The organism is Rahnella sp. AN3-3W3 (assembly GCF_003263545.1).
GTDB lineage: Bacteria > Pseudomonadota > Gammaproteobacteria > Enterobacterales > Enterobacteriaceae > Rahnella > Rahnella variigena.
On sequence record NZ_JYDG01000027.1, the window covers coordinates 57,643 to 70,519 of the forward strand.

12 protein-coding genes and 1 pseudogene are annotated in these 12,877 nt (G+C 52.9%); 10 read left to right on the forward strand and 3 right to left on the reverse strand.

Features of this window, described 5'->3' with window-relative positions:
* Nucleotides 1–9: 9 nt before the first annotated feature.
* Nucleotides 10–342, forward strand: a complete 333-nt coding sequence (locus UC15_RS09795) for a DUF1493 family protein (protein ID WP_112288269.1) — start codon at nucleotides 10–12, stop codon at nucleotides 340–342.
* A 29-nt stretch (nucleotides 343–371) separates the two neighbouring features.
* Here the strand turns inward: UC15_RS09795 and UC15_RS09800 are convergent, their stop codons facing one another.
* Together UC15_RS09800 and UC15_RS09805 are read right to left on the reverse strand one after the other, a co-directional pair.
* Nucleotides 372–857: an Hcp family type VI secretion system effector gene (locus UC15_RS09800; protein ID WP_112288270.1), complete on the reverse strand. Its 486-nt coding sequence runs from the start codon at nucleotides 855–857 to the stop codon at nucleotides 372–374.
* An 87-nt stretch (nucleotides 858–944) separates the two neighbouring features.
* Nucleotides 945–2,381 carry a PLP-dependent aminotransferase family protein gene (locus UC15_RS09805; protein WP_112288271.1) on the reverse strand — a complete coding sequence of 479 codons (1,437 nt, stop codon included), beginning with the start codon at nucleotides 2,379–2,381 and terminating at the stop codon, nucleotides 945–947.
* Between the two features lie 368 nt (nucleotides 2,382–2,749).
* On the opposite strand from UC15_RS09805, the gene spy reads away from it, so the two are divergent.
* The 4 genes from spy (at nucleotide 2,750) to UC15_RS09825 (ending at nucleotide 6,557) form a co-directional block, all read left to right on the forward strand.
* Nucleotides 2,750–3,259: an ATP-independent periplasmic protein-refolding chaperone Spy gene (gene spy, locus UC15_RS09810; protein WP_112288272.1), complete on the forward strand. Its 510-nt coding sequence runs from the start codon at nucleotides 2,750–2,752 to the stop codon at nucleotides 3,257–3,259.
* 292 nt (nucleotides 3,260–3,551) lie between these two features.
* Nucleotides 3,552–5,618, forward strand: a complete 2,067-nt coding sequence (locus UC15_RS09815) for a carbon starvation CstA family protein (protein WP_112288273.1) — start codon at nucleotides 3,552–3,554, stop codon at nucleotides 5,616–5,618.
* The gene (locus tag UC15_RS09820; protein WP_112288274.1) at nucleotides 5,611–5,916 is read left to right on the forward strand and encodes a YbdD/YjiX family protein; all 306 of its coding nucleotides are present in this window, start codon (nucleotides 5,611–5,613) and stop codon (nucleotides 5,914–5,916) included. The genes UC15_RS09815 and UC15_RS09820 overlap by 8 nt, the downstream gene beginning before the upstream one ends.
* A gap of 305 nt (nucleotides 5,917–6,221) precedes the next feature.
* Entirely contained in the window at nucleotides 6,222–6,557 is a 336-nt protein-coding gene (locus UC15_RS09825) for a phage holin family protein (protein WP_112288275.1), read from the forward strand.
* 212 nt (nucleotides 6,558–6,769) lie between these two features.
* Here the strand turns inward: UC15_RS09825 and UC15_RS09830 are convergent, their stop codons facing one another.
* Nucleotides 6,770–7,339, reverse strand: coding sequence for a GNAT family N-acetyltransferase (locus UC15_RS09830; RefSeq protein ID WP_112288276.1), 570 nt, complete (start codon nucleotides 7,337–7,339; stop codon nucleotides 6,770–6,772).
* Nucleotides 7,340–7,500: 161 nt separating this feature from the next.
* Here UC15_RS09830 and dapF point away from each other — a divergent pair, with 161 nt between their 5' ends.
* The 5 genes and pseudogenes from dapF to aroQ all read left to right on the forward strand — a co-directional run bounded on the left by dapF (nucleotide 7,501) and on the right by aroQ (nucleotide 12,733).
* On the forward strand, nucleotides 7,501–8,340 hold the full coding sequence (dapF, locus tag UC15_RS09835; protein WP_112288277.1) for a diaminopimelate epimerase: 840 nt from the start codon (nucleotides 7,501–7,503) through the stop codon (nucleotides 8,338–8,340).
* 324 nt (nucleotides 8,341–8,664) lie between these two features.
* Nucleotides 8,665–10,043 (forward strand): annotated as a pseudogene (locus UC15_RS09840) (MFS transporter).
* Nucleotides 10,044–10,185: 142 nt separating this feature from the next.
* Nucleotides 10,186–11,448: a gallate dioxygenase gene (locus UC15_RS09845; protein WP_112288278.1), complete on the forward strand. Its 1,263-nt coding sequence runs from the start codon at nucleotides 10,186–10,188 to the stop codon at nucleotides 11,446–11,448.
* Nucleotides 11,445–12,278, forward strand: a complete 834-nt coding sequence (locus tag UC15_RS09850) for an amidohydrolase (protein WP_112288279.1) — start codon at nucleotides 11,445–11,447, stop codon at nucleotides 12,276–12,278. The genes UC15_RS09845 and UC15_RS09850 overlap by 4 nt, the downstream gene beginning before the upstream one ends.
* Nucleotides 12,279–12,292: 14 nt before the next feature.
* Nucleotides 12,293–12,733, forward strand: a complete 441-nt coding sequence (gene aroQ / locus UC15_RS09855) for a type II 3-dehydroquinate dehydratase (RefSeq protein WP_112288280.1) — start codon at nucleotides 12,293–12,295, stop codon at nucleotides 12,731–12,733.
* The last annotated feature ends 144 nt before the right edge of the window (nucleotides 12,734–12,877 follow it).

Below are 12,877 nucleotides of genomic sequence, written 5' to 3' on the forward strand. Positions count from 1 at the left end.
GGTGATATTATGAGTATTGAGGAGAGGGTGGTGGCTTTTTTTAAGCGAGAAATACCGGACCAAAAGGTTCTGTTCAGTTCTAAAAGAATTCCTATCGAGATCGACTCAGCACTACAGGATTTCGAAGATGAACCTTACTATCTGGTTGAAATAATTGAGCGATTTGGCGATGAATTCAGTATTGATATGAGCACTCTTGATTGGAATGCCTATTTTCCCTATTTAGAAATCGGCATTTTGGACTGGATTCTCAGAAAAAAAGATAAATGGATAAAGAAGCCAGATTTAACAGTTCAGATGTTCATTAACTCTGCTGAGGCGGGACGATGGCTTTATGATTAGTGAAAAGAGGGGATAATCCCCTCTCATCTTCAGGCTGTTACACGTTCATTCCATGCATCGGTGAACTGTACGTTTCCGTCACAATATTTCCATGTAATCCTTTCATATCGCAGTTCAATATTTTCCATATGATTGGTTTTCTCACAAGTTTTAACATTATACATCACCGGACTTATAGCGACGACTTTCACGTTCTCCAGCAACATATTGAAATATTCCACTTCTTGTCCAGCATCGTTTATCCGATACCACTTATATTCTGCCGATTTTAAAGTCTGGCCTTGAGCTACAGCTTTATAAAAGTATGGGGACGAACTATCGAACTCTTTTTCAAATGTCAGCGGTGCATGGATCCTCGTGCCGGTTATTTTTCCGGTACTGTTATCTGTCGGAATATGAAGCCCGTGATTAAATGAAACGACTTCAATACTTCCTTCGCGATCACGTACATCCACAGAACCTTTAATGTCTGCACCTCCGTCATCCTTGAGCCATAAGTAAACGGGTATTGCCATGGTTATAAACCCCTTATTAGAGTGAGGGATTACAATATTCCTTTACCTGGCATCAGACAATTAGCGAACCCGCTACTCCCCGGAAGGTTAACTCCCCTTTTCGATTTCTTCCGCCACCAGCGCCGCCAGAACCGAGACAGCGCGTGCGGTGTGCGGCCCCCATTCGAATGAGGTGTTCAGACGCAAACAGTGGCGGAATCGTTCATCGGCCGAGAACATGGTGCCGGGCGCGACGCTGACGCCTTTTGCCAGCGCGCGCTGATAGACCCGTGCCGCATCCACGTTATCGCCCAAATCCAGCCACAGGAAATAGCCTCCCGCAGGTTGCGAGACTGAAACCTGCGGCGGGAACTCCCGGATAATGGCGTGGCGCATCGCCATTTGCCGTTGTTCGAGCTGACGCCGTAAACGTCGCAAATGCGTGTCGTAGCCGCCCTGCTGCGCGCCCTGCAAATAATCCGCTAACGCCAGCTGAACCGGCACGCTGGCCGATAATGTGCTCATCAGTTGCAGACGCTGGATACGTTCGGCATAAGCCCCCGCTGCCACCCAGCCGACACGAAATCCCGGCGCCAGACATTTTGAAAAAGACGAACAGTGCAGAATTTCACTGCGGTAATCTGACGCTTTAAGCGGCACCGTCCGTTCGCTGCCGAAATAGAGTTCGCTGTATACGTCATCCTCAATCAGCGCCACCTTATGCGCCTGCAGAATTCCCACCAGCCGTGCCTTATTTTCTGGTGGCAGGCTGCATCCGAGCGGGTTCTGAAAACTCGACATCAGCCAGCAGGCTTTTACCGGGTAGATCTCCAGCGCCTTCTCCAGTGCATCGGGATCCATGCCGTAACGCACATCCGTCGGAATAGCGACGGCTTTTAATTTGCGGCGCTCAATGGCCTGCAATACGCCGTAAAAAGCGGGCGATTCGATGGCGACCCAGTCACCCGGTTCTGTCACCACCTGCAAACTTAATCCGAGCGATTCCATTGCCCCCGACGTAATCACAATTTCATCAGGTGCCACTTCAATACCGTTTTGTGCGTAGCGCTGCGCAATACTGCGGCGCAGCTCTTCATTACCTGGCGGCAGATTAGCAATCGCGCTGTGTGGCGACATCCGGCGGACGGCGCTGGCCAGCGAACGCGCCAGCCGTGGCTGCGGAAAAAGCGTCGGATCAGGAAACGCGGAACCCAGCGGCACCACGGCGGGATCTTGCCCGGCTTTGAGAATATCGAAAATAGCGTCGTTGACGTCCACCTGCTCGGCGGCGTGCAGGCGTTCATCAGGCGAATGACGCACCGGGCGCTGTGTGCCTGCCGCTACGTAATAACCGGATTGCGGGCGGGAAACAATTACACCCTGACTTTCCAGCAGCTGATAAGCCTGCAATACCGTCATCAGGCTCAGGCCCGACTGTTTACAGGTATCGCGCAACGAAGGCAGACGGTCGCCGGGCAGCCAGACCTGCGTGTCTATTTGTCGGCGTAGGGTACGCGCCAGCGTTTCATAACGGGATTCGGCCATAATTCATCTGCACTGTTATAGGAAGTGTTAATCAAATGATAACTATTATGCCTGTTTTTAGCTTTTATCTGTGAAGTAAACTGCTCATCAACCGTCATCAATGTTTACCAGTGAGGTCTGGCGGCGAAACATTCACCATGTTAATGTGTGAATACACCGCATTACTCAGATTTATCTGACCTCTCGTTCATGCCTGTTCGTGCAACCTTACGCTTTCTAAACATTTTCTCCACGATTGCCGGATAAATGACATTTTGGCTTTCACTCTTTTACATCTTCCTCGCATTACTATTCATTGGAATGAGTAGACTTGTTTACGTCGAAACAAAACGGGCGACGTGCCTGAATATTCAATGAGGAATTTAATTATGCGTAAACTTACCGCAATGATTGTGGCTTCAACTCTGGCTCTGAGCTCTGCTTCTTTCGCGTTTGCTGCTGAGACGACCGCTGCTCCTGCAACTGACGCCACTACCGCGCCACACGGCAAAATGATGCACCATAAAGGCCCGCATCATATGAACCCGTTTGCCGGTCTGAACCTGACTGAGCAGCAGAAAACTCAGATGAAAGAGATCATGAAAGACAGCGGCCCGCGTCCTGACCGCGCAGCAATGAAAGCACAGATGGATCAGATGCACAGCCTGGTGGCGTCTGACAGCTTCGATGAATCAAAAGTGAAATCGCAGATTGATACAATCACCAAAGCGCAGTCCGACCGTATGCTGGAACGCGCACGTGCTGAGAACAAAATGTATAACCTGCTGACGCCAGAGCAGAAAAAACAGTTCAACGAGAACTACCAGAAACGCGCTGCCAAAATGGAGCAGATGCGTGACCACAAACCAGGTGAAGCAAAACCCACTGCCGCTGAATAATAGCGTCTGATAACCTGCCTGACCGGCCCCTCACGGGCCGGTTTTTTTTTGCATTCTTTCTTCTGCGCCACAACTTTGATGTCATCCGACCAGCCTTCTCTGTTTAAAGCGTCAACCCCATCACAATTTCATCTTTAACTTCAAACTTTTCCGTTTAAAAACACTATTTTTAAACGGAATTTTCACAATATTGCAACCTGATGCACCTCTGCGCATCGTACCTCTACATCACACTCTCTGAATAAAAATAGTGGCCTGCCTGAGCAGGACCATTCATAAGGAGTTGTACATCATGAAAAGCGTCAAGTCCGGGATTACCTGGCTAGTGGTGGCGTTAATCGGGGCTTTTGCCTTTGGAATGCTGGCCCTGAGCCGCGGCGAACACGTTAACGCCCTGTGGCTGGTGGTCGCCGCTATTGCCTGTTACAGCATTGCCTACCGATTTTACAGCTTGTTTATCGCTGAAAAAGTCTTTGAACTGGATGACAAACGCATGACTCCGGCTGAGCGTCACAATGACGGGCTGGATTACGTGCCGACCAACAAATGGGTACTGTTCGGCCACCATTTCGCGGCCATCGCCGGAGCCGGTCCGCTGGTCGGCCCGATCCTTGCCGCACAAATGGGCTTCCTGCCGGGCACTATCTGGATTTTAGTGGGCGTGATGCTGGCGGGTGCAGTGCAGGATTTCCTGATCCTGTTCATCTCCACCCGCCGCGACGGGCGTTCATTAGGTGAAATGGCTAAACAGGAACTGGGCGATTTTGCCGGAGTGATCACTATGCTCGGCGCGCTTGGCGTGATGATCATCATTCTTTCCGCACTGGCGCTGGTGGTGGTTAAAGCACTCGCCGACAGTCCGTGGGGACTGTTCACCATCGCCGCCACCATCCCGATCGCCCTGTTTATGGGCATCTACATGCGTTTTCTGCGTCCGGGAAAAATCGCTGAAGTGTCGGTGATTGGTTTCGTGCTGATGATGCTGGCGATTGTGTACGGCGGCAACGTAGCGGCAGATCCCTACTGGGGCCCGTTCTTTACGCTGCACGGCACCACGCTAACCTGGGTGCTGGTGATTTACGGATTTATTGCCTCGGTATTGCCGGTCTGGCTGCTGCTGGCGCCGCGCGATTATCTCTCAACGTTTTTGAAAATCGGCGTGATTGCCGGTCTGGCGGTGGGTATCGTCTTCGCCATGCCGGAAATGAAAATGCCTGCCGTCTCACGCTTTATTGACGGCAGCGGTCCGGTATTCTCCGGCAGCCTGTTCCCGTTCCTGTTTATCACCATTGCCTGCGGGTCGATTTCCGGTTTCCATGCGCTGGTTTCCAGCGGCACGACGCCGAAACTGATTGAGCGCGAAAGCCATATCCGTTTTATCGGTTACGGTGCAATGCTGATGGAGTCGTTCGTGGCGATCATGGCGCTGATCTGTGCGTCTGTTATCGATCCGGGCGTATATTTCGCGATGAACTCACCGGCGGCGCTGATTGGCACCACGGTGGAAAGCGCTTCACAGGTGATTAACGGCTGGGGCTTTGTCATCACGCCGGACGTTCTGACGCAAATCGCCAGGGACGTCGGCGAGCAGTCGATTCTTTCCCGTGCCGGTGGCGCACCGACCTTTGCGGTCGGCATGGCGCACATCATCACCGAGGTGTTCAACAGCCGCGCCATGATGGCCTTCTGGTATCACTTCGCCATCCTGTTTGAAGCCTTATTTATTCTGACTGCCGTAGATGCCGGTACCCGCGCCTGCCGTTTTATGGTGCAGGATCTGGTGGGCGTCGCCGTTCCGTCGCTGGCGAATAACCGTTCCTGGATCGGCACGTTTGCAGGTACTACGGTCGCGGTCGCGGGCTGGGGTTTCTTCGTGTATCAGGGCGTGGTGGATCCGCTTGGCGGCATCAATACGCTGTGGCCGCTGTTTGGTATCGGTAACCAGATGCTGGCCTCAATGGCGCTGATTCTGGGTACGGTAGTGCTGTTCAAAATGAAGAAACAGCGTTACGCGTGGGTGACGATTTTGCCGACCATCTGGCTGTTCATTACCTCGATGACCGCTGGCTGGCAGAAGATTTTCCACGAAAAACCGTCGATTGGTTTTCTGGCGCAGGCGAAGAAATTTAACGCGGGCATCGACAGTGGTGAAATCATCAAACCGGCGAAAACGCTGGCCGATATGCACACTATCGTGCTGAACAATCAGATTAACGCCATCCTGTGCGGCTTTTTCATGCTGGTGGCGGTGACCATGCTGATTTCCGCCTTCTTTGTTATCCGCCGCGCGCTTAAATCCGCTACGCCAACCGTGCATGAAACTGCCGTGGTTAACCGTCGCGAGGCCCGCCATGTCTGAATCACGCGCATTATTTAAGACGCCACGGTTAGGCGCATTTCAGGTGACGCGCTGCCAGCCGTTATTTGTACCACAACCGAAACCACACGACGTCGCCGGGTGGCTGAAACTGGCCATAAAGCGTACCGCCCAGAGTTTCCGGCTAATGGTCGGCGTGCAGGATTATCACAATTATGTCCGGCATATGCAGGTAAGGCATCCGGGCAGCACGCCGATGACGGAGCGTGAATTCCACCGCCGTTGTCTGGAGGCGAGATTCCCGAGCGAGGGCGGGAAAATGGGCAAATGCCCTTGCTGACCCCCGGTTTATCCTCCCGGTTAACTGAAGGTTTTAATGTTTTGCTCCTTCCTCTCGCCTGAGGAAGGAGTTGCTTAAGCGTTCTTGCCTTGCAGTCAGAATGGCCGGAGGCATGTCAGGCCCGGAGCAGTCGCTTACAATGGCTTAAAATACAACGTCTTTTAATTTTTTTATGTCCCTGTGATGACAGCCTGACACCTCACACTGAAATGTGTTGCCTTGTGATTTTCGCGCCACAGCCTCTGGTGATAATTTGACCGCAACAGTTTTATATCGGTTTAATTTTAACTTCTGAGGACTACGTCATGATTGGTGCAGCACAAGCCAGAGATATCGTGTTAATGGAGCACGGTATCATACTTGCAATTGTAGGGATGTCGGCGTGGGGCGGGCTTGTCCGCTATATCATGCTGAGAAAAAGTAAGCCGTTCATAGAAGAACTGAAAGCCTGTTTTCTGCAGATTGTCGTTTCTTGTTTCACCGGGATGTTGGTGAGTATTTTCGTTCTTTCGCGGGATGCAAGCGATGACCGGTTAATGATCGTCGCCGGTTTGGGCGGGGTATTTGCCGGCCCACTCCTTACGCTGATTGGCAAGAAAATCGCTGGCTATATCGATAACTACAGTCCTGCACCCAAATAAGCGCGTTCATTTCTTCCCCGGCAAAGTGTCTGCGCCGGAGATTTTTTTGCCAGAATCAACAGAAAGCTAACGCCCCGTCTGACGCCCCCTGATTTCACCGCAATTGTCTGGAGACGAGATTCCTGGGCGAAGGCGGTAAAACGGGCAAATGCCCTTGCTGAAAAAAACGGCTCCCTCTGAAAAGGGGGAGCCGTTTGTTTTAAGGACGCCATTCAGGGACGCGGTAAACGGTACAAACAATGTTCCCGCAGCCAGTGTCCTTCTTCCAGCGCCGGATGCATGAAGTTCTCTTTGGGATCGCATCTCATCCCGAGCTTCTTCATCACCGCCTGAGAACGCACATTTGGCAGCGCTGTGAATGCCACTATTTCGCTTAAACCCAACGGGTTAAATCCTGCATCCAGTGCGGCGCGGGCGGCTTCGGTGCAATAACCCTTTCCCCACGCATCCACTTTTAACCGCCAGGCAATTTCCACGCACGGAACAAAAGGCAGATCGTACCCCGGCGTATGCAGCCCGACAAAACCGATAAACTCCCCCGACTCACGCAACTCAACTGCCCATATCCCCCAGCCGCGTTCATTGATCAAATTCTGACAGCGCATCAGCATTTCGTCGCTTTTCTCGCGGGTCATAGTGGCGGGGAAAAACTCCATGACCTGCGGGTCTGCATTCATTTCTGCAAATGCCTCAGCATCGCTGTCCTGCCACTGACGCAGGATCAGGCGCGGCGTGGTGACGGCCAGCGGCAGAACAGCCACAGGAACAGTAAAAGCTTCCATCAGTAACTCCTTGTTTATGGCGGGATCTCAGGGACATCAGCTCAGCAATTTCGTACTGATTATTTTGAATTTACTTGGCGCTATTGAAACAGGCAAGATTTCCTATTAAAGCTATTCATATCAATTATGAACGAGCAGGAATTGCCAAAGGAAGCACCAACATGATTTTTCACCGCTATCACGGGCTGGGTAATGATTATCTGGTCTGTCATCAGAGCGTAGCCGCCCTGCTCAGTAATGAGCAAATTCAGCGACTCTGCGACCGCCATTATGGTATCGGGTCTGACGGTTTGCTGATTGACCATGACGACGCCGACATTCCTTCCCTGCGCATTATCAATCCCGACGGTTCAGAGGCCGAAAAAAGCGGCAACGGCCTGCGGATTTACGCCCGCTATCTGTTTGATATTGGCCGCGTAGCGCACGAACCGTTTCTGGTAAATACCCCCGGCGGGCAGGTGCGTTGCGAAGTGACCGAAGGTGCGCATCAGGTGATTGTCGATATGGGTCAGGCAAAGTTTTCTCCGGCGGCGTTACCTGCCAGCGTTGAAGGTGACGAAGCCCTTGCATTGCCACTGGTCGCGGGCGGACACAGCCTCAGTGCGACGCTGGTGTCGATGGGCAATCCGCACTGCGTGATCCGGGTGGATGAACTGGATTTAGCGCTGGTGAAACAACTGGGTTCTGAAATCGAAACGCTGGCGATTTTCCCGAAGCGTACCAACGTGCAGTTCGTTCAGGTGCTGGACAGAAACAACATCAATATCGGCATCTGGGAACGTGGCGCAGGCTATACGCTGGCCTCCGGCAGCAGCAGTTGTGCGGCCGCCAGCGCGATGCGCAAACTGGGGCTGGTGGATGAAAATGTTACGGTGCATATGCCGGGTGGGAAACTTGCCATCAGTTTCAGCGGTGATTTTCAGGTCAACATGCGCGGTCCGGTGCAGAAAATTGCCACCATCACCCTCGATAACGACTGTTTCTGGGATATGACGGCGTAACCCCCTTCACCTTTTGAATGCTTTATTCCCTTCTCTTCCAGCGTCCTCTTTTGATTACGGCAGCCCGACTGCCGTAATTTTAAACACCTCATCATAAATAAAACTCATACCTGCATAATGATTTTATGGCAGACAGCGCGCTTTACAGCCCCTAAGTTGGTTATCAGGAAGCACAACAATGAATAACCAACTCATTGTTTAATAAATAAAATAATCTTAATAAAAACCCTTCACGACCGTTCTGCGTGCTAATCCGGTCAGTGAAATTTTGTCCAAAGTTTTAATCCGATCACATATTAATAAAAAAAACAGAGAGCGTACCCTATGAGCAACAACACCATCGTGGACGTGAAAGCGTGGATAGACGAACGCCCGATATCGAAATATCAATGGGTGGTTTTATCCCTGTGTTTCATCATCATCATGTTCGACGGTTATGACGCCGCAGTGATGGGCTTCATCGCTCCGGCGCTGATCGAAGACTGGGGTATCAGCCGCGCGGAAATGGGCCCGATCCTCGGTGCTGCGATGTTTGGCGTGGCTATCGGCGCGCTGATTGCCGGACCGAATGCGGATCGCTTTGGCCGCAAACGGGTGCTGATGTGGTCGATTCTGTGCTTCGCACTGTTCAGCCTGCTGAGCACCTTTGCCCGCACGCCGATGGAAATGGCGATCCTGCGTTTTCTCACCGGCCTCGGTTTAGGCGCGGTGATGCCCAATACCGTGACGCTGGTGTCGGAATACATGCCCGAACGCCGCCGCAGCCTGATGATCACCGTGATGTACAGCGGCTTTAACGTCGGTTCCGGCGCAGGAGGTTTTGTCGCCGCAGGTTTACTGCCGCACTACGGCTGGAAATCGGTCATTTTCGCGGGCGGGATTGTGCCCCTGCTGATGCTGCCCTTGCTGCTGTGGATCCTGCCGGAATCGGCGATGTACATGGTGGTGCGTAAAGTGGCGAAGGAAAAAATCGCCAAAGTGCTGACCGCGCGGGTGGCGTATTCAGCGAAAGCACCAGGTTTGTGCTGAAAGCGCCGGTGATCCAGAAAAAAGCCAAGGTCTTCCAGCTGTTCACTAACGGTTATGCCAAAGGCACGATTGTGCTGTGGGTCACTTATTTCATGGGGCTGTTCGTGATCTATCTGCTCAACGGCTGGCTGCCAACCATTATGCGTAACGGCGGATTCTCGCTGGAACGTGCAGCTATCGTCGCCGGTTTGTTCCAGTTAGGCGGCACTTTCGGCGGGCTGATGGTCGGCGGGCTAATGGACAGATTCATCGCCAAACGGGTGATTGCCGGTTTCTACATGATGGGCGTGGTCAGCCTGTTATCACAAGGTATCGGTAACTTCGGCCCGGATATTCTTGCCCTGCTGGTCTTCATCAGCGGCGTGTGTATTAACGGCGCACAAACCGGTTTGCAGGCATTTTCTCCAGCCTTTTATCCAACGGAAATGCGTGCCACCGGGGTCTGCTGGATGCACGGAATCGGCCGCAGCGGCGCGATTATCAGTTCGTCGATGGGCGGCGTCCTGCTGGGCGTTTTCTCCGGCCAAAACATGATCTTTATTATTCTGGCGTTGCCTGCATTGCTGGCGGGGCTGAGCATTCTTTTACACCGCGCGGCGCACCCGGCCGAGATGATCAAAGGCGTTGATATTACTGACATCCCGGAGTTGTCGCGCACCATGAATATCCGCTAGTCTCTGGATTAGCCACCTTATAATTAGAAACCTATTGAGCAATATATTCATCAACCTGTTCATCTACCTGTTCATAAATAGAAATAGAACGCGGCACGACCTTCGCGCCGCGATTACCCTACATAAGTACTGAGGATTTAAGATGGCGAAAATCATAGGCGGTTTAGCAGTTTCACATACCCCGACCATCGGCTTTGCGGTTGACCATAACAAGCAGGAAGAAAGCGCCTGGGCGCCAATTTTCGAAAGCTTTGCACCGATGCAAAAGTGGCTGGATGAGAAAAAACCGGACGTGCTGGTTTACATTTTCAACGACCACGTGACCTCGTTTTTCTTCGATCACTATTCCGCCTTTACGTTGGGTATCGACGAGCAGTATGAAGTGGCCGATGAAGGCGGCGGCCCGCGTGACCTGCCTGCGGTCAAAGGCCATGCGGCACTGTCGCAGCATATCGGGGCCAGCCTGATGGCGGACGAATTCGATATGTCTTTCTTCCAGGATAAGCCTTTGGATCACGGTTTGTTCTCGCCGCTTTCCGCCCTTCTCCCGCATGAAGGCGGCTGGCCGACACAAATCGTTCCGCTGCAAATCGGCGTATTACAGTTCCCTATTCCGACTGCCCGCCGCTGCTACAAACTCGGTCAGGCACTGCGCCGTGCGATTGAAAGTTTCCCGGAAGATTTAAACGTGGCGATTGTCGCCACCGGCGGCGTGTCGCATCAGGTTCACGGCGAACGTTGCGGGTTTAACAATCCGGACTGGGATGAGCAGTTTGTCGATATGATCGTCAACGACCCGGAACGTCTGACCGAAATGACGCTGGCAGAATTTGCCACGCTGGGCGGCATGGAAGGCGCGGAAGTCATTATGTGGCTGGTAATGCGCGGCGCGCTGTCAGCCAATGTGAAGAAACTGCATCAGGCCTATTACCTGCCGTCGATGACCGGCATCGCCACGCTGATCCTCGAAAATCAGTCACGTGAAGCGCCGTACGACGTGCAGCAGCGCCAGCGTGACAAAATCGCGCAGCAAATGGCGGGGGTCGAAAAACTGCCGGGCACCTATCCGTTCACTCAGGCGCGAAGCCTGAAAGCGCTGCGCATTAACCGGTTCCTGCACCGTCTGATCCAGCCTGCATGGCGCGAGCGTTTCCTTACCGATCAGAAGGCTATGTTTGCTGAAAACAAACTGACGGACGAGGAACAAAAGCTGCTGCGTGAACTCGACTGGCGCGGCATGATCCATTACGGCGTCAGCTTCTTCCTGCTGGAAAAACTCGGCGCGGTAGTCGGCGTCTCCAACTTACATATTTATTCCGCGATGCGTGGCGAAACGCTGGAAGAATTCCAGAAAACCCGCAATCAACAAGTTCTCTATTCAGTAGCAGGTAAAGCGAAAGCATGACGATTTTTGAGCAACCCAAGATCGACACACATCACCACGTGTTTGATCCGGTGCGCTTCCCGTACCTTCCGGACACGCCTTATCGTCCGGAAGGACACGAGATTGGCACCACCGATTATTACCGCGCCGTGATGCAGGCGTACAACATCCGCCACTCGCTGATTGTCGGCCCGACGTCGGGTTACAACACTGACAGTACATGTTTGCTGGATGCGCTGGAAAAGGGCAACGGCCGCTTCAAAGGTATCGCTGTCGTCCCGTTTGATATCAGCACTGAGCGGCTTGCCAGCCTGAAACAGGCCGGTGTGGTTGGGATTGCGATGAATGTTGCGATGCTCGGCACGGAACCTTTTTTGCATCTCGGCAGCCTGATGGGGCGTCTTGCCGAACTGGATATGTTCGCTGCCATTCAGGTGCAAAACGATCAGCTACTGGCGTTATTGCCTCTGATCAACCGCAGTAAAACGCGGCTGCTGATTGATCACTCCGGACGCCCTGACGTCACGAAGGGCCTGCAACAACCGGCGTTTCAGGCTCTGCTCAGTCTCGCTGACCAGCAAAGAACCTGGGTTAAGCTGTCGGGCCTGGCGAAATTCAGCCGCCAGCCTTTTCCTTATCAGGACGGGCACGCCTATCAGCATGCGCTGCTCAATGCATTCGGCGCAGAGCATTGCATGTGGGGTTCCGACTGGCCGTTCCTGCGGGCAGAACACCGGATGGATCTCGGCACGTTGCTGATGCTGGTCGAACAATTATTCCCTGACGAAAAAATCCGTCAGCAGATTTTATGGCAGACGCCGAAAGATTTGTTTGGATTTACGGATTACTAAAGAAAGGAAAGACCATGAATTACAAAATTGCCGTCTTTAACGGCCCGAATCTCAATCTGCTGGGCACCCGTGAACCGGAAACCTACGGCCACGACACGCTGGCGACCATCGAAAAGTTATGTCATCAGACCGGCGAAAGCTGCGGCGCAACTATCGAATTCTTCCAGACCAATCACGAAGGCGATCTGATCGACCGCATTCAGGCCTGCCGTCGAACGGTGGACGCGATCGTGCTGAACGCCGCCGCGTGGACGCACACCTCCGTCGCCATCCGCGACGCCGTGACCGCCGTCAGCCTGCCGCTGTACGAAGTCCACATCACCAACGTGCATAAACGCGACGCCTTTCGCCATCACTCCTTTCTTTCCGACGTTTCCGTCGGTGTGATCTGCGGGTTCGGTATTCAGGGCTACGAGTACGCGATCAGACAGGCAGTGGTGAATTTGAATAAGTGATTAACACCCTCAACTGCGCAGGGGATGGAGCAAAGGCAAAAGCCCGAAGTATGGCACAATCGGCTCCCTCCCCTGCGAAGGGGAGGGTTGGGGTGGGGTATTACAGCAAAATCAAGAAAGTTGACCTTTTCGCAGGCAGTGGTT

What these genes read in the sequence shown, in the direction of transcription:
- UC15_RS09850 (WP_112288279.1), top strand. Translation starts at nt 11,445, where the DNA reads ATGACGATTTTTGAGCAACCCAAGATCGACACACATCACCACGTGTTT.
- UC15_RS09825 (WP_112288275.1), top strand. Translation starts at nt 6,222, where the DNA reads ATGATTGGTGCAGCACAAGCCAGAGATATCGTGTTAATGGAGCACGGT.
- UC15_RS09820 (WP_112288274.1), top strand. Translation starts at nt 5,611, where the DNA reads ATGTCTGAATCACGCGCATTATTTAAGACGCCACGGTTAGGCGCATTT.
- UC15_RS09800 (WP_112288270.1), bottom strand. Translation starts at nt 857, where the DNA reads ATGGCAATACCCGTTTACTTATGGCTCAAGGATGACGGAGGTGCAGAC.
- UC15_RS09805 (WP_112288271.1), bottom strand. Translation starts at nt 2,381, where the DNA reads ATGGCCGAATCCCGTTATGAAACGCTGGCGCGTACCCTACGCCGACAA.
- dapF (WP_112288277.1), top strand. Translation starts at nt 7,501, where the DNA reads ATGATTTTTCACCGCTATCACGGGCTGGGTAATGATTATCTGGTCTGT.
- aroQ (WP_112288280.1), top strand. Translation starts at nt 12,293, where the DNA reads ATGAATTACAAAATTGCCGTCTTTAACGGCCCGAATCTCAATCTGCTG.
- UC15_RS09795 (WP_112288269.1), top strand. Translation starts at nt 10, where the DNA reads ATGAGTATTGAGGAGAGGGTGGTGGCTTTTTTTAAGCGAGAAATACCG.
- spy (WP_112288272.1), top strand. Translation starts at nt 2,750, where the DNA reads ATGCGTAAACTTACCGCAATGATTGTGGCTTCAACTCTGGCTCTGAGC.
- UC15_RS09845 (WP_112288278.1), top strand. Translation starts at nt 10,186, where the DNA reads ATGGCGAAAATCATAGGCGGTTTAGCAGTTTCACATACCCCGACCATC.
- UC15_RS09815 (WP_112288273.1), top strand. Translation starts at nt 3,552, where the DNA reads ATGAAAAGCGTCAAGTCCGGGATTACCTGGCTAGTGGTGGCGTTAATC.
- UC15_RS09830 (WP_112288276.1), bottom strand. Translation starts at nt 7,339, where the DNA reads ATGGAAGCTTTTACTGTTCCTGTGGCTGTTCTGCCGCTGGCCGTCACC.